The organism is Microbacterium sp. (genome assembly GCF_040394595.1).
Classification (GTDB): Bacteria; Actinomycetota; Actinomycetes; order Actinomycetales; family Microbacteriaceae; genus Microbacterium.
Genome location: NZ_JBEBSA010000005.1, coordinates 97,245 through 118,312, shown reverse-complemented (window position 1 = coordinate 118,312; position 21,068 = coordinate 97,245). Strand labels below are relative to the sequence as shown.

General features: G+C 70.0%; 20 protein-coding genes. 3 read left to right on the top strand and 17 right to left on the bottom strand.

Annotation, left to right across the window (positions count from 1 at the left end):
- Positions 1–77 precede the first annotated feature (77 nt).
- From ABWO84_RS08615 to ABWO84_RS08540, 16 genes are all read right to left on the bottom strand, one after another.
- A complete protein-coding gene (locus tag ABWO84_RS08615) occupies positions 78–665 on the bottom strand; it encodes a DivIVA domain-containing protein (protein ID WP_353114109.1) in 588 nt (195 codons plus the stop codon).
- Between the two features lie 138 nt (positions 666–803).
- Complete coding sequence (locus ABWO84_RS08610) at positions 804–1,103, bottom strand: YggT family protein (RefSeq protein ID WP_353114108.1); 300 nt, start codon at positions 1,101–1,103, stop codon at positions 804–806.
- Positions 1,104–1,105: 2 nt separating this feature from the next.
- Positions 1,106–1,570, bottom strand: a complete 465-nt coding sequence (locus ABWO84_RS08605) for a cell division protein SepF (RefSeq protein WP_353114107.1) — start codon at positions 1,568–1,570, stop codon at positions 1,106–1,108.
- A 126-nt stretch (positions 1,571–1,696) separates the two neighbouring features.
- Entirely contained in the window at positions 1,697–2,833 is a 1,137-nt protein-coding gene (gene ftsZ / locus ABWO84_RS08600; RefSeq protein ID WP_353114106.1) for a cell division protein FtsZ, read from the bottom strand.
- A 176-nt stretch (positions 2,834–3,009) separates the two neighbouring features.
- Positions 3,010–3,948, bottom strand: a complete 939-nt coding sequence (locus tag ABWO84_RS08595; RefSeq protein WP_353114105.1) for a cell division protein FtsQ/DivIB — start codon at positions 3,946–3,948, stop codon at positions 3,010–3,012.
- A 1-nt stretch (position 3,949) separates the two neighbouring features.
- Complete coding sequence (gene murC, locus ABWO84_RS08590) at positions 3,950–5,350, bottom strand: UDP-N-acetylmuramate--L-alanine ligase (RefSeq protein WP_353114104.1); 1,401 nt, start codon at positions 5,348–5,350, stop codon at positions 3,950–3,952.
- 12 nt (positions 5,351–5,362) lie between these two features.
- Positions 5,363–6,439: a UDP-N-acetylglucosamine--N-acetylmuramyl-(pentapeptide) pyrophosphoryl-undecaprenol N-acetylglucosamine transferase gene (locus tag ABWO84_RS08585; protein ID WP_353114103.1), complete on the bottom strand. Its 1,077-nt coding sequence runs from the start codon at positions 6,437–6,439 to the stop codon at positions 5,363–5,365.
- Positions 6,436–7,680, bottom strand: coding sequence for a putative lipid II flippase FtsW (ftsW, locus tag ABWO84_RS08580; protein WP_353114102.1), 1,245 nt, complete (start codon positions 7,678–7,680; stop codon positions 6,436–6,438). Before ftsW ends, ABWO84_RS08585 begins: the two co-directional genes overlap by 4 nt.
- The gene (gene murD / locus ABWO84_RS08575) at positions 7,649–9,181 is read right to left on the bottom strand and encodes a UDP-N-acetylmuramoyl-L-alanine--D-glutamate ligase (protein ID WP_353114101.1); all 1,533 of its coding nucleotides are present in this window, start codon (positions 9,179–9,181) and stop codon (positions 7,649–7,651) included. The genes ftsW and murD overlap by 32 nt, the downstream gene beginning before the upstream one ends.
- Complete coding sequence (gene mraY / locus ABWO84_RS08570) at positions 9,178–10,293, bottom strand: phospho-N-acetylmuramoyl-pentapeptide-transferase (RefSeq protein WP_353114100.1); 1,116 nt, start codon at positions 10,291–10,293, stop codon at positions 9,178–9,180. The genes murD and mraY overlap by 4 nt, the downstream gene beginning before the upstream one ends.
- On the bottom strand, positions 10,290–11,702 hold the full coding sequence (locus ABWO84_RS08565) for a UDP-N-acetylmuramoyl-tripeptide--D-alanyl-D-alanine ligase (RefSeq protein WP_353114099.1): 1,413 nt from the start codon (positions 11,700–11,702) through the stop codon (positions 10,290–10,292). Before ABWO84_RS08565 ends, mraY begins: the two co-directional genes overlap by 4 nt.
- Before the next feature lie 30 nt (positions 11,703–11,732).
- Positions 11,733–13,517, bottom strand: a complete 1,785-nt coding sequence (locus ABWO84_RS08560; RefSeq protein ID WP_353114098.1) for a peptidoglycan D,D-transpeptidase FtsI family protein — start codon at positions 13,515–13,517, stop codon at positions 11,733–11,735.
- Positions 13,518–13,545: 28 nt separating this feature from the next.
- Positions 13,546–14,115, bottom strand: coding sequence for a cell division protein FtsL (gene ftsL, locus ABWO84_RS08555; RefSeq protein ID WP_353114097.1), 570 nt, complete (start codon positions 14,113–14,115; stop codon positions 13,546–13,548).
- Complete coding sequence (gene rsmH / locus ABWO84_RS08550; protein ID WP_353114096.1) at positions 14,112–15,050, bottom strand: 16S rRNA (cytosine(1402)-N(4))-methyltransferase RsmH; 939 nt, start codon at positions 15,048–15,050, stop codon at positions 14,112–14,114. The genes ftsL and rsmH overlap by 4 nt, the downstream gene beginning before the upstream one ends.
- A 110-nt stretch (positions 15,051–15,160) precedes the next feature.
- On the bottom strand, positions 15,161–15,592 hold the full coding sequence (gene mraZ / locus ABWO84_RS08545) for a division/cell wall cluster transcriptional repressor MraZ (RefSeq protein ID WP_353114095.1): 432 nt from the start codon (positions 15,590–15,592) through the stop codon (positions 15,161–15,163).
- Between the two features lie 257 nt (positions 15,593–15,849).
- Complete coding sequence (locus tag ABWO84_RS08540) at positions 15,850–16,230, bottom strand: DUF3040 domain-containing protein (protein ID WP_353114094.1); 381 nt, start codon at positions 16,228–16,230, stop codon at positions 15,850–15,852.
- 96 nt (positions 16,231–16,326) lie between these two features.
- On the opposite strand from ABWO84_RS08540, the gene ABWO84_RS08535 reads away from it, so the two are divergent.
- The gene (locus tag ABWO84_RS08535; protein WP_353114093.1) at positions 16,327–17,415 is read left to right on the top strand and encodes a polyprenyl synthetase family protein; all 1,089 of its coding nucleotides are present in this window, start codon (positions 16,327–16,329) and stop codon (positions 17,413–17,415) included.
- Positions 17,416–17,421: 6 nt separating this feature from the next.
- Here the strand turns inward: ABWO84_RS08535 and ABWO84_RS08530 are convergent, their stop codons facing one another.
- Positions 17,422–17,766: an Rv2175c family DNA-binding protein gene (locus tag ABWO84_RS08530; protein WP_353114092.1), complete on the bottom strand. Its 345-nt coding sequence runs from the start codon at positions 17,764–17,766 to the stop codon at positions 17,422–17,424.
- A 134-nt stretch (positions 17,767–17,900) separates the two neighbouring features.
- On the opposite strand from ABWO84_RS08530, the gene ABWO84_RS08525 reads away from it, so the two are divergent.
- Together ABWO84_RS08525 and pknB are read left to right on the top strand one after the other, a co-directional pair.
- Complete coding sequence (locus ABWO84_RS08525; protein ID WP_353114091.1) at positions 17,901–19,031, top strand: LysM peptidoglycan-binding domain-containing protein; 1,131 nt, start codon at positions 17,901–17,903, stop codon at positions 19,029–19,031.
- A 79-nt stretch (positions 19,032–19,110) separates the two neighbouring features.
- The gene (gene pknB / locus ABWO84_RS08520) at positions 19,111–21,042 is read left to right on the top strand and encodes a Stk1 family PASTA domain-containing Ser/Thr kinase (RefSeq protein WP_353114090.1); all 1,932 of its coding nucleotides are present in this window, start codon (positions 19,111–19,113) and stop codon (positions 21,040–21,042) included.
- The last annotated feature ends 26 nt before the right edge of the window (positions 21,043–21,068 follow it).

The following is a 21,068-nucleotide window of genomic DNA, read 5'->3' as shown; positions in this document are numbered from 1 at the left end:
CCAGCACGAGCGCCGCGAGAATCGCGACGATCGCACCAGCCGCCGATCGACGAAGTGCTGGACGGGCCAACGGCGGCCTACAGTCCGATCGCGGAGACCGGAGTCGAGTCGGTCGACGACGCCTTCTGGTCGAGATCGCGCAGCTGACCCTCGATCAGGCTGCGGAGCTTGCTGCGGTAGTCGCGCTCGAACTCGCGGAGCTCGGTGATGCGCCCCTCGAGGGTGTTGCGCTCGCGCTCGAGACGTGCGGTCTCCTCGCGCTGCTTGGCCTCGGCCTCCGTGCGGATGCGCGTGACCTCCTGCTCGGCGTCCGAGATGAGCTGCTGGCGCTTGGCCTCGCCCTCCGCGACGTGCTCGTCGTGCAGGCGCTGTGCCAGCTCGATGATGCCCGCGGTGGCGGTGGTCGGCGCCGTGGCTGCCTCAGGAGCCGGCGCTGCGACGACCGGAGCGGCCTCGACAGGGGCGGGAGCAGCTGCCGGAGCCGCGGCTTCGCCGGACTCGTAGGCGGCGAGCTTGGCCTTCAGCTCGTTGTTCTCCTCGAGGGCCTTCCGCCACTCCACGACGATCTCGTCGAGGAAGTCGTCGACCTCGTCCGGGTCGAAGCCGTCCTTGAAGCGGACGTGCTGGAACTCCTTGTGGACGACGTCATCCGGGGTCAGTGCCATGGGTGGCTCCTCTTTCGATGAGTGCTTTGTGCCGGATGCGGGGCACCCGACGGTATTTCACGTGGCGCGTACCCGGGGCGCGCGCCTGGGAGCCAAGCATAGTCCCCCGCGCTGGGAGGCGCAGTGCTCGGCTGCGGTTCAAGGGAAGATCGCACGTCCGATCGACATCAGGATCAGCACGCACAGCATGGTGAGCGCGAAACCGAAATCGAGCGCGACGGGTCCGATCCGCAACGGCGGGATCAGGCGACGGAACATCCGGATCGGAGGGTCGGTGATCGTGTACACGATCTCGGCGGCGATCAGCCCGGCGCCCTTCGGACGCCATTCACGGTTGAACATCGGGATGTAGTCGAGGATCAGCCGCGCGAAGAGGATCAGCAGATACAGCAGCAGCACCGTATTGACGATGCCGCCGATGACGTGCAGGACCTCCAAGATCAGGAGTGATCGAACCCGGCGGACTCCGCCTGGGCGATGCCGCCGTGACCGGAGACGGCGATGTTCTCGGGAGAGAGCAGGAAGACCTTGCTGGTGACCCGCTCGATGCGTCCGTACAGGCCGAGCGAGAGGCCGCTCGCGAAGTCGACGAGACGGCGCGCGTCGGCGTCGCTCATCTGCGAGAGGTTGATGATCACCGGGATCCCCTCGCGGAAGTTCTCGGCGATCAGCTGCGCATCGCGGTACTGCTTCGGGTGCACGGTGAGGATCTCGTTGACCGCGCCGGCCGCGGGCTGGCGGACGGCTGACGGCCGACGCAGCGGGGTCACGGGCGCGGGGGCCGGCTCCTCGCGCTCACGGTGGGTCCGCACGGGAGCGGCCTGCTGAGGAGCTTCCTCCTCGTAGACCTCTTCCTCATCGGCGAGGCCGAGATACACCATGGTCTTCTTGAGCGGGTTTCCCATCGTGTCCTCCGGATGGTCGGTCTGGGTCTGGTTCGAGGTTAACCCCGGTCGGGGCGCTGATTCGGGATTGCGGTGCTGTTCCATCGGTGTGTCGCGGGGCCGGGCCGGCGACCCCGCGACCTCACCTCACTTCAGGAACTCGGGGACGTCGAGGTCGTTGTCGTCGAACGCCGGCTCGAAGCCCGTCGTCGGGACGGCGATGTTCGTCTCGGGACGCTCCTCCTCGGCCTCCTCGTGGCGCTCCTCGATGGGCGCGACAGCCGGCAGTGTGCTCGCCGGGCGCTCGACGACCATCGGCTCGAGGCGCGGAGAGGGCTCCCCGCCGTCGAAACCGGCCGCGATCACCGTGACGCGCACCTCGTCGCCGAGCGTGTCGTCGATGACGGTTCCGAAGATGATGTTCGCCTCGGGGTGCGCGGCCTCCTTGACGAGGTCGGCGGCGTCGTGGATCTCGAAGATCCCGAGGTTGGAGCCACCCTGGATCGACAGCAGCACGCCGTGCGCGCCCTCGATCGAGGCCTCCAGCAGCGGGGATTCGACCGCGAGCTCGGCCGCCTTGATGGCGCGATCGGCGCCGCGCGCCGAGCCGATGCCCATCAGCGCGGAGCCGGCGCCCTGCATCACAGACTTGACGTCGGCGAAGTCGAGGTTGATGAGCCCCGGGGTGGTGATGAGGTCGGTGATGCCCTGCACACCGGCGAGGAGCACCTGGTCGGCGGTCGCGAACGCCTCGATCATCGAGATGCCGCGGTCGCTGATCTCCAGCAGACGGTCGTTGGGGACGACGATCAGCGTGTCGACCTCTTCCTTCAGCTTCGCGACGCCCGCCTCGGCCTGACTCTGCCGACGGCGCCCCTCGAAGGAGAAGGGCTTCGTGACGACGCCGATGGTCAGGGCGCCGATGGACTTCGCGATCCGCGCGACCACCGGCGCGCCGCCGGTGCCGGTGCCGCCGCCCTCTCCGGCGGTGACGAAGACCATGTCGGCGCCGGTCAGCGCCTGCTCGATCTCCTCGGCGTGGTCCTCTGCGGCACGCCGCCCGACCTCGGGGTCGGCGCCCGCGCCGAGCCCGCGGGTGAGCTCACGGCCGACGTCGAGCTTGACGTCGGCGTCGCTCATCAACAGCGCCTGCGCGTCGGTGTTCACCGCGATGAACTCCACGCCGCGAAGGCCGAGATCGATCATGCGGTTGACGGCGTTGACGCCGCCGCCGCCGACGCCGACCACTTTGATGACGGCGAGGTAGTTCTGGTTCTGGCTCATGTCCGGCCTCCGATTTTTCGAGCCTGAAAGAATGTGAACCTTAAACCTCAAGTAGAGGTGTAAAGTATTTCCCGGTATTGCGTTCTCACGATCGAAGGTATGCGGCGGCGGGGGCCGCGCCCGCAAGCGACACGGCGTTTCGCCGCGATCGACGGCGCCAGGGCGCCTCCGGAGGCTCAGCCGGCCAGCGGGACCGCCGGAGAGGACACGTCGTAGGACCGAGCGTCCGGCTTCGCCTTCATCACCCGCGTCAGCGCGAGGGCCTTCTCGGCGGACTTCTCCGCGCTCCCCCAGACGATCGCGACCTTCCCGTCCAGGGTCAGCGTGACGTCATCGGGGGTGCTGGCTCGCACTCCCGTCAGACGCGCCCGCACGTCGGCGGGCAGCGAACGGACTACGAGCCCGGCGTTCTCGAAGACCGCGGAGCCGGGGGCCGCGCCGATGTCGAGCAGCGGCTGCCCGGCAGGCTGCGCCGATGTGGTGGAGAGCGCGACGCCCGCGGCGTCGACCAGGGTGTAGCCGGCGTCCGACTTGATGACGCCGATCGGCGTGCGCTCCACGATGCGCACGGTGAGGTCGTGCGGCGGACGCGCCTCGAGAGCGTACGTCTCGATCAGGGGGAACTTCACCAGTGCGGCCTTGACGGCGCTCTGGTCGACGAGGGCGAGGGGCGTGCCGAGCTGCCCGGCGAGCGCCTTCTCGACCTCCTTGGCGTCGAGCGCCTTCGTGCCCGCCACCGTGATCTTCTCGACGGCGAACAGCGGGCTGTATGCGACGAGCACGCTCCCCAGCAGGACCAGGACGGCGACACCGATCGAGCTCAGCCAGATGATCCGGCGACGCCTCGACCGCTGGGTGAACCTCCGGATCTCGGCCCGCAGGGCCTTGCGTCTCGCTCGGGCCGCCCGCCAGACATCGCCGGAGGTGACCTCGGCCCCCTGCCCGTCCTCCGCTTCGGGCACGCCGCCGACCGGGTCGATCGGATCGATCGGCGCGGTCTCATCGGCGTCACCCGCCGGAGGCGAGGTCTCCCGTCGCCCCCGGAGCGGGAGCGGCGGCTGAGCCGGCGCGCTCTCCTGCTCGGGGGAGGCCGGAAGGGGGGCCGGGCGACGCACGTCAGCGCTCCGCGGTCCGCCGGAGGGAGTCGAGCACCTGCGGGATGATCTGGTACACGTTGCCGCAGCCCAGCGTCACGATGTGGTCGCCGTCCCGGGCGATGCTCGCCGCGTAGTCGGCCGCCTGCTGCCAGTCGGCGACGAAGTGCACGTGCGACGGGTCGGCGAACGCGCCGGAGACCAGCTCGCCTGTCACACCGGGAACCGGGTCCTCACGGGCGCCGTAGACGTCGAGCATCACCGTGTGGTCCGCGAAGGACTCGAGCACCTCGGCGAACTCCCGGTACATATGCTGCGTGCGCGAGTAGGTGTGCGGCTGCTGGATCGCGATGACCCGCCCCTCGCCGGCGATCCCGCGCATCGCCTGCAGGGCCGCGCGGACCTCCGTCGGATGGTGCGAGTAGTCGTCGTACACCGCGACGCCGCGCTCGGTGCCGTGGAGTTCGAGTCGGCGCACCGTTCCGGCGAAGCCCTCGACGGCCCGCACCGCCTCTGCGAGGCCATGGCCCAGCGTGAGCAGCACGGCGACGGCGCCGGCGGCGTTGATCGCGTTGTGGGCGCCCGGGACGGCCAGCTGCATCCGCTCCTCGGCACCGCGATAGGCGACCGTCGCCGCCACCGGGCCGGCGGTGACGATGTCGGTCACCCGCACGTCCGCATCCGCGGCCTCGCCGAAGGTCACGACCGTGCCGTGGTTCAGGCCACGGAGCACCCGCAGGGCGCCGGGGTCGTCGCTCGAGATGACCACGGCCTCCGACGCGGCGTCTGCGAACCGCACGAAGGCGTCGTAGAACGCATCCTCGTCGCCGAAGAAGTCGAGGTGATCGGGGTCGACGTTGGTGATCAGGGCGATCGCGGTGTCGTACAGCAGGAACGTGCCGTCGGACTCGTCGGCCTCGATGACGAAGAGGGGGTCGGCGCCCGTCGCGCTCGACGCGCCGAGCTGTTCGATGACCCCACCGTTGACGAAGCTCGGATCGGCGCCCAGCGCCTGCAGGGCGGTGACGATCATCCCCGTCGAGCTGGTCTTGCCGTGCGCGCCGGCGACGGACACCAGGCGCCGGGAGCCGATCAGCCAGTGCAGCGCCTGCGAGCGGTGGATGACGTGCAGCCCCCGCTCCTTGGCGGTGACGAACTCGGGGTTCTCCGGCCAGATCGCGCCCGTGTGCACGACCGTGTCGGCGTCGCCCAAGTGCGCGGCGTCGTGCCCCACGTGCACGGTCGCCCCCGCCTCGGCGAGGGCGCGCAGGTTCGCGCTGTCCGCCCGGTCGGAGCCGGAGACGCGAATGCCCGCGTCGAGGAACATGCGGGCCAGCCCGCTCATGCCCGAACCGCCGATGCCGATGAAGTGCGCCGACTGGATGGACTCGGGGATGGGGAGGGTGAGGTCGGGTCTGATCATGTCCAGCCCAGTCTATTCGGCGGACCCGAGAGCCCGGTCGATCATCGCGACGACGTTCTCCGCACCGTTCCGCGTCCCCACCTTCTCCGCCGCGGTCGCCATCGCCGCGATCCGACCGGGGTCCGTGAGCAACGGGATCACCCGCTCCCGGACCACGTCCCCCGAGAAGCCGGCGTCATCGACGATGATCGCCGCACCGGCCTCGACGGCCGAGGAGGCGTTGAGGCGCTGCTCGCCGTTGCCGACCGCGTAGGGCACGTACACGGCGGGGATGCCGAGCGCGCTGACCTCGCTCACCGTGGCCGCACCGGAGCGCGACACGATCATGTCCGCGAGCGCGAAGGCGAGGTCCATGCGGTCGATGTAGCGCACCATCCGGTAGCCGGGGACCTCGGGGTCGACGAGATCGCTGCGCTCCCCCGTCGCGTGGAGCAGCTGCCATCCGGCGGCGAGGACGTCCGCCCACGAGCCGGCGAAGGCCTCGTTGAGGCGCATGGCACCGAGGGATCCCCCGAACACCAGGAGCACCGGCTTCGCGGGGTCGAGGCCGAACAGCTCGGCCGCCTCGTCGCGCGCAGCGGCGCGATCGAGCTCGACCACCTCCCGCCGCAAGGGCATGCCGACGACCTCTCCGCGCTTGATCGGAGTGCCCTCGAAGGCCACGCCGACCCCGGCAGCCCTGCGTGCGCCGAGCACGTTGGCGAGCCCGGGGCGGGCGTTCGCCTCGTGCACGATGAACGGCACTCCCTCGCGGCGGGCGGCGACGTAAGCGGGGGCGGACGCGTAGCCGCCGAACCCGATCACGACGTCGACGCCGTGGGCGCGGATGTGCGCGCGCACCTGCGCGATCGCACGCCGGAAGCGCATGGGGAAGGCCAGCGCCTGCCCGCCCGGCCGTCGAGGGAACGGGACCTTGTCGACGATCAGCAGCTCGTAGCCGCGCTCGGGTACCAGCCGGGACTCGAGTCCCTCCTTCGTGCCGAGCACCAGCACGTTCGCCCCCTCACGGTCGCGGAGCAGATCGGCGACGGCGAGCAGCGGATTCACATGGCCGGCGGTGCCCCCGCCGGCGAGAAGGTACGTGGTCACCTCGTGACCTTACCCTTGCCACCCCGGCCGGACGACATCGACGACGTCTCCGCCGGGGCCGCCGCGGGGAGCGTGCGGGAGAACGCGAGCAGCACGCCGCTCGCCATCAGCACCGAGAGCAGAGCGGTGCCTCCCTGGGACATGAAGGGAAGGGGGACGCCGAGCACCGGGAAGATGCCGATGACGACGCCGACGTTGATGAGCGCCTGACCGACGATCCACACCACGATCCCGCCGGAGGCCACGCGGACGAACTGGTCGGGCGACCGGCGGATGATGCGGAAGGCGCCGATCGCGAAGGCGGTGAGGAGGCCGAGCACGAGCACACAGCCGATGAGGCCCAGCTCCTCGCCGACGATCGCGAAGATGTAGTCGTTCGCCGCCGCCGGGAGCCAGCCGTACTTCTCCTGCGAGTTGCCGAGACCGACGCCGAAGAAGCCGCCCTTGGCCATCCCCCAGATGCCATGGATCGCCTGGTAGCAGTTGCCGCCGTACTGGGACATGTCGCTGCAGTCGGCGTTGATGCGCCGCATCCGGTCGCCGCTGAAGATCGCGAGCGCTCCGACCGCGGCGCCGCCGAGCAGCACCGGGATGATGAAAAGGCGCAGCTTGACACCGGCGAAGAACAGGCAGCCGAGCACGACGAGCACGATGATCATCGCCGTGCCGAGGTCGTGACCGGCGAGCACCGTGCCGATCGCGAGCATCGAGACCGGCACGACGGGGATGAAGACGTGGTGCCAGATGCCCAGCCGCGCCTCCTTGCGCAGCAGCACGAAGGCGATCCAGATCGCGAGGGCGAGTTTCATGAACTCGGAGGGCTGCATCGTGAAGCCCGCCACCCTGATCCAGTTCTGGTTGCCGTCGGAGGAGACACCGAGACCGGGGACGAAGACCAGCAGCTGCAGCAGCACGCTGCCGATCAGCACCGGCCACGCGAACTTCTTCATCAGCCGGATCGGGATGCGGCTGATGACGAACATCAGCGGGACGCCGAGCAGCGCGAACACACCCTGCTTGATCGCCGCCTCGAAGGGCGCGGTGGGGTTCGCGCTGGTCGCCGAGAGCACCATGACGAGTCCGAAGACCGTGAGCAGCAACGCCGCCGAGGAGATCAGCAGGAACTCGGTCGAGACCGGGGTGAACAGTCTGCCGAGCGAGACGCGGGCCGCGAGGCCGCCGCGCGATGCGGCGTCGGAGGGTCCTCGGTCAGTCCGACCCGGGCGAGCCGTCTGCGTCATCGGCGCTCCCCCGCTCGATCCAGTGCTGCACCGCCTCGGCGAAGCGATGGCCGCGATCCGCGTAGCTGGAGAACTGGTCGAAGGATGCCGCCGCGGGGGCCAGCAGCACCGTGCCCTCTTCGCCGACGATCCCCGTCGCGAGTTCGACGACACGGGTCATGACATCTCCAGTGTCAGCGGGGATGACCTCGAAGACCGGCACGTGCGGCGCGTGTCGCCGGAATGCGGAGAGCACCGGCTCCCGTTCGACGCCGATGACGATCGCCGCTCCGGCGGTGGCACCGGCGTCGGCGACCAGATCGGAGAGGTCGACGCCCTTCAGGTCGCCGCCGACCACCCACACCGCACCGGGGTAGGCGCGCAGCGACGACGCGGCGGCGTGCGGGTTGGTCGCCTTGGAGTCGTCGACCCAGCGGATGCCGCGGTGCTCGGCGATCACCTGGATGCGATGTGCGTCGAGGCGGAACTCGCGCAGCGCGCGATGGATCGCGTCGGGGGGCACATCGAGCGAACGGGCCAGCGCCGCGGCGGCGAGGATGTTCTGCACGATGTGGGGTGCGGCGAGACCCGCGGCGCGGAGCTCGTCGACCGTGGTCAGCTCGAGCGCCTGACGACGCCTCTCGTCGAGGAACGCGCGGTCGACCAGGATCCCGTCCACCACGCCGAGGTCGCTCGGACCGGGGCTGCCGAGGTCGAACCCGATCGCGCGCGCCCCCTCGACGACGTCGGCCTCCTCGACCATGCGCATCGTGGCCTCGTCGGCTTTGTTGTAGACGCAGGCCACCCGGGTGTTCCGGTACACGACGGCCTTGGCGTCGCGGTAGGCCTCGGCGCCGCCATGCCACACGAGGTGGTCGTCGGCGAGGTTCAGGCACACCGCGGCATGGGGCGAGAGCTGCCCGACGGCGTCGGCGTTGCCGATGTACCAGAGCTGATGGCTGGAGAGCTCGACGACGAGCACGTCGAAGCCCTCCGGGTCACGCACGGCGTCCAGGACCGGTACCCCGATGTTCCCGCAGGGAGCGGCACGGAGCCCGCCCGCGACCAGCAGCGACGCGGTGAGCTGCGTCGTCGTCGTCTTGCCGTTGGTCCCGGTGATGAGCACCCAGTCGGCGGGCGTGCCGTCGGCGCGGACGACCTTGTCGCGCACGCGCCAGGCGAGCTCGACGTCGCCCCAGAGGGCGATGCCGGAGTCTCTCGTCCACCGGATGACGGGATGCGAGGGCGGGAAGCCCGGCGATGCGATCACGACCTCCGGCGCGAAGGCCTCGAGAGCCGGCGGCACCGCGTCGAGAGGACCCAGCACGAGACCGGCGCCGATGACCGGGACCAGGCGCTCGTGGTCCTCGGATGCGGCCTCGCTGAGCACCAGCACCTCGGCGCCCAGCTCGGTGAGCGTGTCGGCGACGGAGAAGCCGGTGACCGACAGCCCGAGCACGGCGACGCGCAGACCCTTCCAGTCCGCGTGCCAGCTGGTCAGGGCGTCGAGGCGCTCGCTCATCCGCTGACCTGGGTGAGCCAGTCGACGTAGAAGAGCCCGACGCCCACCGCCGCGAGGAGACCGGCGATGATCCAGAGGCGGACCACGATGGTCACCTCCTGCCATCCGCGCATCTCGAGATGGTGGTGGAAGGGGCTCATGAGGAAGAGGCGCTTGCCCCGGGTGATCTTGAAGTACGCGCGCTGCAGGATCACCGATCCGCTGGAGAGCACGTAGACGCCGGCGATGACCAGGAGCAGCAGCTCCGTGCGGGTGAGGATCGCCATCGCGGTGATGACGCCGCCGATGGCCATCGAGCCCACGTCGCCCATGAACACCTTCGCCTTGGGGGCGTTCCACCAGAGGAAGCCGATGAGCCCCGCGGCGAAGGCGGCGGCCACGGTCGCGAGGTTGAGCGGCTCCCGCACGTCGTAGCAGCCCTCGAGCGAGGCGGCGGCGCCGACGCAGGACTGCTGGAACTGGCGGAAGGCGATGAGGGCGTAGGAGCCCACCACGAGCACGCCGGAACCGGCTGCGAGACCGTCGAGGCCGTCGCTGAGGTTCACGCTGTTCGAGGTGGCGACGCCGATCACGGAGATCCAGGCGAGGTAGAGCAGCCAGCCGAGGATCGGGCCGCCGATCACCATCAGGTCGAGCCACGGGATGTCGCGGAAGAGCGAGACCGAGCTGCTCGCCGGGGTCTGTCCCCAGCGGTTCTGGAACGCCGGGAGCAGGGCGACCACGCCGAACGGCACGATCACGAGCAGCTGCCCGATGACCTTGCGCCAGCCGGAGAGACCGAGACTGCGCTGGCTGCGCACCTTCATGTAGTCGTCGATGAAGCCGACGGCGCCGAAGCCCACCATCACCCAGAGCACGAGGAGGGCGGAGAGCGAGGGCGTGCTGCCGCCGGCGTAGACGCCGGCGAGGTAGCCGACGATCGTGCCGGCGATGAAGATGAGCCCTCCCATGGTGGGCGTCCCGCGCTTCGCACCGTGACTCGGGTTCTCGACCGCTTCCGGGGTGCGGATGACCTGCCCCCAGCCCAGCTTCCGGAAGAGCTTCAGGAAGACCGGTGTCAGGAAGAGCGTGAAAGCGAGAGAGATGGCCGCCGCCATGATGAGTGACCTCACGAGAACGATTCTCCCAGACGGTCGCCCAGATGCCGAAGACCGGCCGAGTTCGAGGACTTCACCAGCACCAGATCACCCTCACGGAGTTCGTCCTTCAAGTAGTCGAAAGCGGCGTCGGCGTCGGGCATGTGGACGGCTTCGCCGTCCCACGACCCCTCGCCGACCGCGGCGAGGAAGAGCCGCCGCGCATCCGCGCCCACGACGACGATCCGCTGGATGTTCAGTCGCACGGCGAGAAGCCCGATGCGATCGTGCTCCTCCCCCGCGCTCTCGCCGAGCTCGCTCATCGCGCCCAGCACGGCGACGGTGCGCTGCCCGGGCGCGGCGATCTGCGCGAGGGTGCGCAGCGCCGCAGCCATCGAGTCGGGGCTCGCGTTGTACGCGTCGTTGATGATCCGCACGCGGTCGCCTCCGAGGGGCTGCATCCGCCAGCGCTCCGCGATCTCGACCGTCTCCAGCCGCGCCACCGCGTCGGAGACGGGGACCCCGAGCACCCTGGCGGCAGCGATCGCCGCCAGGGCGTTGCTCACGTGGTGGGCGCCGAGCACCTGCAGACGCAGCGGAAGCGCGCCGCTCGCCGTCTCCACGACGCAGGCCGTGCCGGTGGCGGACACCTCGATGTCGTGGGCGCGGACGTCCGCGCCCCCGGTCTGCCCGAACGCGACCACGTGCATGCCGCGCTCCTCGGCGATCGACCGCATGGCCGCCACGCGCGGATCGTCGGCATTCAGCACGGCGACGCCGTCGGCGCGCGCGACCTGCACGAGCTCCGCCTTCGCCTTCGCCGTCAGCTCGATCCCGCCGAAGCCTCCCGCATGGGCGAGTCCGACCATCAGCACCACGGCCACGTCCGGCTCGACGAGACCGGCGAGACGGGCGATGCTGCCCGCGCCGGCGGCGCCGAACTCGCTGACCAGGAAGCGGGTGTCGTGCGTGACCCGCAGCATCGTGAGAGGGGCGCCCACCTCGTTGTTGTAGGACGCCCGGGGCGCGATGGTCTCCCCCTCGTCCTGCAGGATGCGGGCGAGGAGGTTCTTCGTCGTCGTCTTGCCGTTCGAGCCGGTGATGCCGACCACGCGCAGGTCGCCGCCCGCGCGGACCCGGGCGACCACCTCACGGGCGAGGTCCGCGAGGGCCTGCACGACGTCAGGGACGACGATCTGGGTGACCTCGACGTCGACGACGTGCTCGACGACGGCGAGCACCGCGCCCGCCTCGACCGCGGCCGGGACGAAGAGATGCCCGTCGGTCACCTCGCCGGGCTTGGCGAAGAAGATCGAGCCCGGCTGCATGTTCCTCGAGTCGGTGTCGACGTTCCCGTCGACCACCGTCTCGGGGGCGTCTGCTCCGACGGTGCGCAGCTCACCTCCGAGGACGGCGGCGATCTCGGCGAACGTCAGGGCGATCATGGGTGTCTCCAGGCGCGGCGAATGCCGGTGTCATCCGAACTTGGGAAGGAGCGCGTCCATCGGTTCGGTCGACGGGGCTACGCGGTAGGTCTTCAGCACCTGGGTGAGCGCCTTCTGCAGAGCGGGCGCGGTTGCTGCGGACGAAGTAATCCTAGTCGGCTGGTCCATCGTGATCATCACGATGTACTGGGGGTCCTCGATCGGCGCCACCCCGACGATGCTCGTGAAGTAGACGCCGGGCTTGTAGCCGCCGCGACCGTCCGCCACCTGGGCGGTGCCCGTCTTGGTGCCGATCCGGTACCCGGGGACCTTGATCGTGTTGGCCAGCTCGCCCTGCACGGCGACGTTCTCCAGCATCCGGCGCACCTGCGCGGCGGTGTTCTCCGACACCACGCGCTCGGTGGAGGGCTTGACGGCGTGCTCCTTGCCCTCGGCGTCCTTGCAGGACTCGACCAGCGACAGATCGATCCGTTCGCCGCCGTTGGCGAGCGTCTGGTATGCGGATGCGACCTGCGCGGCGGTCACGGTGAAGTGCTGCCCGAAGGTGGTGGTGTACAGCGACTGGTTGTCCCACTTCTCCGGGGAGGCGACGCCGCCCGGCTCCTCGGCGTAGAAGTCCACCGCCGTCTTCTGCCCGACCCCGAACTTCTTCAGGTAGTCGTATCGGGTCTGCGGCGACACCTTGGTGCCGAACTTCGACAGCGCGACATTGGAGGAGTCGATCAGCGCCCCGGCGAGCGTGTAGTTGTTCTGGGGGTGCGAGAACGCGTCGTTGATCACGGCGCCGTTGGGGAACTTCTCCCGGCTGGACGCGGAGACCACGGTCCCGGGCGTCGCCGCGCCCTCTTCGAGCAGGGTCGCCGCGGTGATGGCCTTGAACGTCGATCCCGGCTCGTAGGTGTGCGAGAAGATCTGCGAGGTCCAGTAGTTCGACTTGGTCGCACCGACGTTGTTCGGGTCGAGCGACGGCCACTCGGCCGCGGCGCGGATCTTGCCCGTCTTGACCTCGACGACGAGGGCGCTGGCGCCCTGCGCGCCCTGCTTCTGAGCTTCTTCGGCGATCATCTGCTGGAGGTACCAGTTCAGGTCGCTGTCGATCGTGAGCTTCACCTCGCCGCCGTCGACCGCGGGCGTCTCCCGTTCGCTGCCCGGGATGATCACGCCGCCGGTGCCGCTGAGGTAGCTGCGCTCGCCGTTCTTGGGGGCCAGGCACGAGTCGTCCATCCGCTCGATGCCGTACTGGGCCTTGCCGTCGCCGTTGAGGAAGCCCACCACATTGCCCGCGACGGCCCCGTTCGGGTACACGCGCACGCTGCGGGAGGGCATCGCGAGGTACGGCAGCTTGAGTTCGCGGAGCTTCAGGTACTGCGCGGTGGTGAGGCCCTTGGCGAGTGGCGCGTACTGCGAGTTCGGGTTCGTGGCCCGTGCGTCGTCCACGACCTTGCGCACCTCGTCGCCCGTCTTGCCGATGACCTCGGCGATCCGGTCGCTGGCCTCCGCCCACGGCATCTTCGGCTTCGTCTCCGACTCGGGATCCTCCAGCTGGAAGATGACCAGCGGGTCGAGCTGCGCGTCGTAGACGAGCTTGCTCGAGGCGAGGACCGTGCCGTTCTCGTCGACGATGGAACCCCGGTTGCCGGCGATCGTGACCGTGGAGCCGAGGTTCCCCGTCTTGAGGGATGCCGCGATGTGGTCGTCGGCGTGCACCACCTGGATGTCGACGAGGCGCACGACGAAGGCGCCGAGGACCACGAGCACGAGCCCGAAGGCTGCGACGGTGCGACGACGTGGTCCGCGGGTTGCTCGGCTCGTCATGGGATGCTCCGTCCGGTTCTCGATGTGCTCAGTGCGTCTGGGGGGTGGGCAGGCCGTCGGTCAGGGACGGCGGGAGCGAGGACTTCTGCTCGCTGTCGTTGACCGGCTTGTCGGCGTCAGCGGGCGGCTTGGGGACGACCAGCAGGGAGTTGCCGACCTTGCCCGGTCCGTTCGGGTCGACGGTGGACGTCCAGCCCGACCCCTCGCCCGCCCCCAGCACCTTGCCGTCGCTGAGCCGGAGATAGGAGGCGCTGCCGGCAACGACGAGCCCCATCGCGGCGGCCTTGGTCGCGAGCGCCTGCGGCGAGCTGAGACCGGTCAGCTCCTCCTGCAAGGCGTTCTTCTCCAGGGCCAGCGCCCGCTGCTGCGAGGTGAGGTCGGCGAGGACGAAGGAGTCCTGCGTCGCGGCGAGCGAGATGCCCATCTGCGCTCCGCCGATGATCACGGCCCCGGCGACGGCCAGCAGCGCATAGGCGAGCTTGGGCCGGCGACGCGGCGACGGCGCCGAGACCGGACGCAGCCGGCGCTCGCGGGGGCGCTCCGGATCCTGCCGGCCGGGGGCGGCGAGCGGCTCTGCGCTCAGTGCGGAAAGGCTCATGCCGTCTCCCTGATCTTCTCGGCGGCGCGGAGACGCACCGGGATCGCACGCGGGTTGCGCGCGCGCTCTTCCTCACTCGCCTGCTCCGCACCCTTGGTGAGGATGCGGAACCTCGGCGCGTGTTCGGGCAGTTCGACGGGGAGCCCTGCAGGTGCGGTCGAGGCCGCGCCCGCGGCGAACGCCTGCTTCACGAGGCGGTCCTCGAGCGACTGGTACGACATCACCGCGATGCGGCCTCCCACCGCGAGCGCGTCCATCGCCGCCGGAATCGCGTCGGCGAGGGCGCTCAGCTCGGAGTTGACCTCGATGCGCAGCGCCTGGAAGACGCGCTTGGCGGGGTGACCGGAGCGCTGCGCGGCCGCGGGCGTGGCCGCGACCAGGAGGTCGACGAGCTCACCCGAACGGAGGATCGGCCGTTCCGCACGCGCTTCGACGATGAACCGCGCATAGCGGCCTGCGAGCTTCTCCTCGCCGTACCGCTCGAAGATGCGCCGGAGCTGCCCTTCGCTGTAGGTCGCGACGATGTCGGCGGCGGTGGTCCCGCGGGTCTGGTCCATCCGCATGTCGAGCGGCGCGTCCTTGGAGTAGGCGAAGCCGCGATCGGCCTCGTCGAGCTGCAGGGACGAGACCCCGAGGTCGAAGAGCATCGCGGATGCGTCCTGCGCGTGCAGGCCGATCTCGTCGTACACGGTGTGCACGAGACGCACGCGATCGCCGAACGGGGCGAGCCTCTCCCCCGCGATGCGCAGCGCGTCGGTGTCGCGGTCGAGGCCGATGAGCCGGATGCCGGGGAAGCGGTCCAGGAACGCCTCGGAGTGCCCGCCCATGCCGAGGGTGGCATCGACGAGCACGGCGCCGTCCTTCTCCAGGGCGGGGGCGAGCAACTCGATGCAACGCTCGAGGAGCACGGGGATGTGGATGTCGCGGAGGTTCATGATCTTCTGGGTCTCGTCGTGAGGGGTGACCTCCGGCTCTGATTCCCCTCCGCTCGACCCGGCACCGGGGAAGTGTGTCGGGGCGGAGCGGCGGGGCATCACAGCCGAGGTCAGAACAGGCCCGGAATCACCTCCTGCTCCAGATCGGCGTAGCTCTCCTCGTTGCTCGCGAGGTAGTCGTTCCAGGCCGTGGCATCCCAGATCTCGGCGTGGGCGCCGACACCGGTCACGACGAGCTCCTTCTCGAGCCCGGCGTACTGCCGCAGATGGGCGGGGACGGTGATGCGGTTCTGGCTGTCCGGCATCTCGGCGCTGGCGCCGGAGAGGAACAGCCGCAGGAAGTCGCGCGCCTGCTTGTTGCTCAGCGGGGCCTGGCGGATCCGCTCGTGGACCGCTTCGAACTCGCTGGTGCTGAACACGTACAGGCACCGTTCCTGACCTCGGGTGACCACGATGCCGCCGGCGAGGTCCTCGCGGAACTTCGCAGGGAGGATCACCCTCCCCTTGTCGTCCAGTTTCGGCGTGTGGGTCCCCAGCAGCATCGGCCATCACCCCCTCTGCGTCCGGCCAACTCGAGGTGATCCCCACTTTACTCCACTTCCCTCCACATTCAAGGAATATCTGACCGCGTCTCGGGGTTCTCTTGACCCCTCTTCCGCACATGTACGCAGAAAAGCCGCGGAATCATGCGGATTCCGCGGCAGTGGAGGACGGTGGAGCGTCAGTGGAGGAAAAGTGGAGGAACGAAAGAAGCCCGGATGCTCAGGGCATCCGGGCTTCGGAGATCAGAGGGCGGCGGTCAGCGCTCGCCCTGCCGCCGATCCCAGCGGTCGTTCATGCGATCCATGAAGGAAGCGGAGCCGGCGGACTCCTTCGCGTGCGAAGGGCGGGGGGCCTCGGTGCGTCGCACCGGGGTGAAGGCCACCATGACGCCGGCCAGCATCGCGAGGAACGCGACCACGCCGATGATGATGCTGAGGACGTTGCCGAGAGAGCTCCCGAGAGCGACGGCGGCGATCAGGCCGCCGACTCCCGCGAGCAGCAGCAGCGCTCCGTAGACGAGATTGCGGTAGCTGAGCGAGCGGTCGCCCGACGGCGCGGTGACGACGTCGGCATCGTTCTGCAGGAGATGGCGTTCCATCTCGTCGAGAAGCCGCTGCTCCTGTTCGGAAAGAGGCATGTCCATCCCCCTCGGGTTCGTCTTCCCATCTTACGCGCGCAGAAGCGCGAGTGGCCAGCATCCCGCCTCTCATTCGCTGCATCTAGGCTGAGAATCGTGTCTGCATCAGCTGCGGTCCCCGACGCCGTCGCCACCCGCCTCCGTCTCTTCGTCACCCGGATGAGGGAGGAGCGGGCCGCGGACGGCGACGACGCCGCCGCGTTCGTCGACGCCGCGTCCGCCACCCTTCGAGGCGGGAAGCGACTTCGAGCGCGTTTCTGCCGCACCGGGTGGGCGGCGATCGCCCGCCGCGAGGACCCCCGCGCGACGGAGTCGGACGCCCTGTGGGACCTCTGCGCCGCGCTGGAGGTCTTCCAGTCCGCCGCCCTCGTGCACGACGACCTGATCGACAACTCCGACGTCCGCCGCGGCCTCCCGGCCGCGCACCGCGCCCTCGAGCAGGCGCACCGCGATGCGGGCTGGCTCGGCGACTCCGAGGCTTACGGCCGCTCGGCGGCCATCCTCCTCGGCGACCTCCTCGTCGCGTGGAGCGACGATCTCGCCGAGCAGTCCCTCCACGACCACCCCCATGCCGCAGCGGTGAGGGCGGAGTACGCCCGCATGCGGCGCGACGTCACGGTGGGGCAGCTTCTCGATGTCGCCGAGGAGTCCGCCTGGAGCGTGCACGACTCCGCATCCCATGTCGAGCGGGCCCTGCGGGTGGCATCGCTGAAGTCGGCGAGGTACAGCGTGGAGCAGCCGCTCGTGCTCGGAGCCTGTTTCGCCGGCGCCTCCCCCGTCGCCCTGGCCGCCCTGCGCGCGTTCGGGCACCCCCTGGGGATGGCCTTCCAGCTCCGCGACGACGTCCTCGGCGTCTTCGGCGACGCGTCCGTCACCGGCAAGCCGGCCGGCGACGACCTGCGGGAGGGCAAGAGGACGGTGCTGATCGCGCTGACCAGGGCGGCACTCGCACCCGGGGCGCGGCGCACCGTCGACGAGGTCCTCGGGGATCCCGGGCTGGATGACTCCCAGATCTCCTCGCTCCAGGCGACCATCGTCGCCTCCGGCGCTCTGGAACGCGTCGAGGAGATGATCTCCGGCTATGCGGCGGAGGCCGATCGGGCTCTCATCGGAGCCCCGCTGGACCATGCGGCCGTCGGAGAGCTGCGCGACCTCCTCCGGGCGGCGACCAGCCGTACCCGGTGAGGACGCTCAGGCGAGCGTGCGCGCGACGCGCCGGACCTCGCTCTTGTGCCCGGCGAGCAGCGCGTCGATCGGGCTGCGCCCCAGGGTGTCCTCCTCGGCGAGCAGCCAGTCGATGACCTCGTCATCGGAGAACCCGGCGTCCTGCAGGGCGATGATCGTGCCGCGGAGAGACGGGAGCGGATGCCCGTCGACGACGAACACCCCGGGCACGGCGAGCGGCCCGTTGCGACGGGAGCCGATGAGGTAGTGCTCGTCCAGAAGACGTCGCACCCGGCCCTGCGATTCGCCGAGGATCTCGACGAGGTCGGGGATGGTCAGCCAGGCGGTCGATGCGGAAGCGTTCTCGGACACGTGCCCACTATCTCACGCCCGCCGTGCAGACGCATTTCGTCACTGCAGTAACACCAGTCTCATCAGCCACTCCTGTTGACATGCGTATACAACCATGCCAGCGTGTCAAGTGCTGTCCACAAGGGGGAACTGACATGAGCACCGCCACCGCCCGCGATCGCCGGCTGCCGCTGAGCCTGTCGGCCGTCGTCGTCGGCGCACTCGCCGCGACGCTCGCCGCCACCCCCGCCGGGGCCGAGGAGGTGCCCGCCGCCCGCGGAGACCTCCGCCCCGCCGGAGGCGCCGCGTCCGCTCTCCGCACCCCCTCAGCCGCGAAGCCGACGACCCATCAGGTACGTCAGGGGGACACCGTCTACGGCATCGCGAAGAAGTACGGCCTCCGCCCCGCCGACGTGCTCTCCTGGAACGGGCTCACCGCCCGCTCGGTCATCCATCCCGGACAGACGCTGCGTCTCGTTCCCCCCGCGAAGGCGCACGCCGCTCCTGCCGCGGCCACCGGAGCCGTGTACGTGGTCGCGCCGGGCGACACCGTGTACGCGATCGCGAAGCGGAGCGGGACCACCGTCGCGGCGATCCTCTCGGCGAACGGGATGAACGCGTCGTCGATCATCTATCCGGGTCAGAAACTGCGTCTCAACGCCGCACCGGCGGCCGCGCCGGCTTCCTCGTCAGCACCGGCCAGTACCGCCGAAGCCCATACCGTGCGCCCCGGAGACACTCTCTTCGCCATCGCGAAGAAGTACGGCACCACGGTGTCCGCCCTCCTCGCGGTCAACGGGCTCGGGGCCTCCGCGATCATCTACCCGGGCCAGACCCTCGACGTCCGGCCGCCTCGGAGCGGGGGCCAGCGCTTCACGACGCTCGATGCGACGCAGACGGCGAACGCCCGGCTGATCATCCGCATCGGGAAGCAGCTCGGCGTCTCCGAGCGCGGCATCGCCATCGCGCTCGCCACGGCGATGGTCGAGTCGGGACTGCGCAATCTCGACCACGGCGATCGTGATTCCCTCGGGCTCTTCCAGCAGCGCCCGAGTCAGGGCTGGGGCACCGCTGCGCAGATCCGCGATGCGGATCGCAGCATCCGGGTCTTCTACGGCGGTCGCCAGGACCCGAACGGGGCGAAGTCCCGCGGGCTCCTCGACATCGCCGGCTGGCAGGGCATGAGCTTCAGCGGAGCGGCGCAGGCCGTGCAGATCTCGGACTTCCCCGATCGGTACGGACAGTGGGAGCAGCAGGCCCACCGCTGGCTGGCGACCATCCGATGACCGCCTCCTCCCCCGCCTTCCTCGCCGGGAGGGCGAGCCGTTCCGCGGGCTCGCAGGCACTTCTCCCTAGACTCTCTTCGTGACCAATCAACAAGCCGACCCGCTCATCGGTCGGCTTGTCGACGGTCGGTACCGTGTCCGCGCGCGGATCGCGCGCGGAGGGATGGCGACCGTCTACGTCGCCACCGACCTGCGCCTCGAGCGCCGCATCGCGCTCAAGGTGATGCACGCGCACCTCAGCGACGACTCGGCGTTCCAGAGCCGTTTCATCCAGGAGGCGCGCGCGGCCGCGCGGCTGGCCGACCCTCACGTGGTCAACGTCTTCGACCAGGGACAGGACGGCGAGCTCGCCTACCTGGTCATGGAGTACCTGCCCGGCATCACCCTGCGCGAGCTGCTCCGTGAGCAGAAGCGGCTGAGCGTGCCGCAGACCATCACGATCATGGACGCGGTGCTGTCCGGTCTGGCCGCCGCGCACCGCGCCGGCATCGTGCACCGCGACGTCAAGCCCGAGAACGTGCTGCTCGCCGAGGACGGACGGATCAAGATCGGCGACTTCGGGCTCGCCAGGGCGACGACGGCGAACACCGCGACCGGGGCCCAGCTGCTGGGCACGATCGCCTACCTGGCGCCCGAGCTCGTCACCCGCGGCACCGCCGACGCCCGCAGCGACATCTACGCGCTCGGCATCATGCTCTACGAGATGCTGGTCGGCGAGCAGCCCTACAAGGGCGAGCAGCCGATGCAGATCGCCTTCCAGCACGCGACCGAGCAGGTGCCGCGCCCGAGCGTCCGCAATCCCGGGGTGCCGGAGCAGCTCGACGAGCTGGTGCTGTGGGCCACCGAGAAGGTGCCGGACGAGCGTCCGATCGACGCGCAGGAGATGCTCGACCGCCTGCGCGAGATCGAGCGCCAGCTCGACGTCAAGCCGCAGGTCACGGCCGCCGTCCCCGTGCCTCCGCAGAGCGCCGCGGACACCGGCGGGATGACCAAGATCCTTCCCGGGACCGGTGCGATCACCGGGCCGACGGATCCGGTGCCGCAGAACGTCGACAACGCGACGCTGCTGCGCCGTCGCACGGCGCACCGACGCTCCCGCGGGGCGCTGCTCCTCTCGCTCGTGCTCCTGCTGGCCGTGCTGGCCGGCGGGGCCGGGTGGTGGTTCGGTTCCGGCCCCGGCTCGCAGATCGCCGTGCCCGCACTGCAGGGCAAGACCTGGGACGAGGCGTCCGCGGTGCTGAAGAAGGACGGCTTCGTGCCGGTCCAGGTGCCGAAGAACTCGGTCGACGTGGATGCGGGCAGGACGATCGAGACCTCGCCCGGCGCCGGAGAGCGTCTCGACAAGGGCGCGAAGGTGCGGGTGGTCGTCTCGACCGGCCCCGCCGAGCACAAGCTCCCCGCACTGGCAGGACAGTCCCAGGACGACGTGCGCCGGATCCTCGCCGAGGCGAACCTCAACGTCACGGACAAGGCCGAGGAGTACTTCGCCGACATGCCTCGTGACCAGGTGCTGAACGTGCGGATCACCCCGCGCAAGGGCGGGGACGCCTTCGGCTGCGGCGAGGGATGCACCGTGTTCGAGCAGGACGCGGCGACGATCCAGGTCTCGCTCGGCGCGCTCCCGAACGTCGTCGACCGCCCCGTCGACGAAGCGGTGAAGACCCTCACCGACGTCGGGCTGCAGGTGAGCGGCGACCGGCCCGAGGAGTGGAGCGACACGATCGCGAAGGGCAACGTCATCCGGCATTCGGACCGCGCCGAGAAGGGCCTCTGGCGACCCGGCGACGCAATCCAGCTGGTGGTCTCGAAGGGCCCGCAGCCGGTGAAGATCCCCGACATCTCGGGCAAGAGCCTCGCCGATGCGATGAAGATCCTCCGCGACAACCATCTGAACCCCGTCACGAACGTGCCCGAGTTCATCTGGAACCTCTTCACCGCGACGGGAACGGATCCCGGCGCCGGCAAGACCGTCGACCGCGGCACAGAAGTGCGCGTCCGCGTCGCCGACTGAGGTCGGCGCGGTCACCTCCCGTTCAC

Coding starts and splice junctions, on each gene's coding strand:
- ABWO84_RS08540 (WP_353114094.1), bottom strand. CDS start 16,230: ATGCCTCTTTCCGAACAGGAGCAGCGGCTTCTCGACGAGATGGAACGC.
- ftsW (WP_353114102.1), bottom strand. CDS start 7,680: ATGACGCAGACGGCTCGCCCGGGTCGGACTGACCGAGGACCCTCCGAC.
- murD (WP_353114101.1), bottom strand. CDS start 9,181: ATGAGCGAGCGCCTCGACGCCCTGACCAGCTGGCACGCGGACTGGAAG.
- ABWO84_RS08565 (WP_353114099.1), bottom strand. CDS start 11,702: ATGATCGCCCTGACGTTCGCCGAGATCGCCGCCGTCCTCGGAGGTGAG.
- rsmH (WP_353114096.1), bottom strand. CDS start 15,050: ATGAACCTCCGCGACATCCACATCCCCGTGCTCCTCGAGCGTTGCATC.
- ABWO84_RS08560 (WP_353114098.1), bottom strand. CDS start 13,517: ATGACGAGCCGAGCAACCCGCGGACCACGTCGTCGCACCGTCGCAGCC.
- murC (WP_353114104.1), bottom strand. CDS start 5,350: ATGATCAGACCCGACCTCACCCTCCCCATCCCCGAGTCCATCCAGTCG.
- ABWO84_RS08525 (WP_353114091.1), top strand. CDS start 17,901: ATGAGCACCGCCACCGCCCGCGATCGCCGGCTGCCGCTGAGCCTGTCG.
- ABWO84_RS08605 (WP_353114107.1), bottom strand. CDS start 1,570: ATGGGAAACCCGCTCAAGAAGACCATGGTGTATCTCGGCCTCGCCGAT.
- ftsL (WP_353114097.1), bottom strand. CDS start 14,115: ATGAGCCTTTCCGCACTGAGCGCAGAGCCGCTCGCCGCCCCCGGCCGG.
- ftsZ (WP_353114106.1), bottom strand. CDS start 2,833: ATGAGCCAGAACCAGAACTACCTCGCCGTCATCAAAGTGGTCGGCGTC.
- ABWO84_RS08615 (WP_353114109.1), bottom strand. CDS start 665: ATGGCACTGACCCCGGATGACGTCGTCCACAAGGAGTTCCAGCACGTC.
- mraZ (WP_353114095.1), bottom strand. CDS start 15,592: ATGCTGCTGGGGACCCACACGCCGAAACTGGACGACAAGGGGAGGGTG.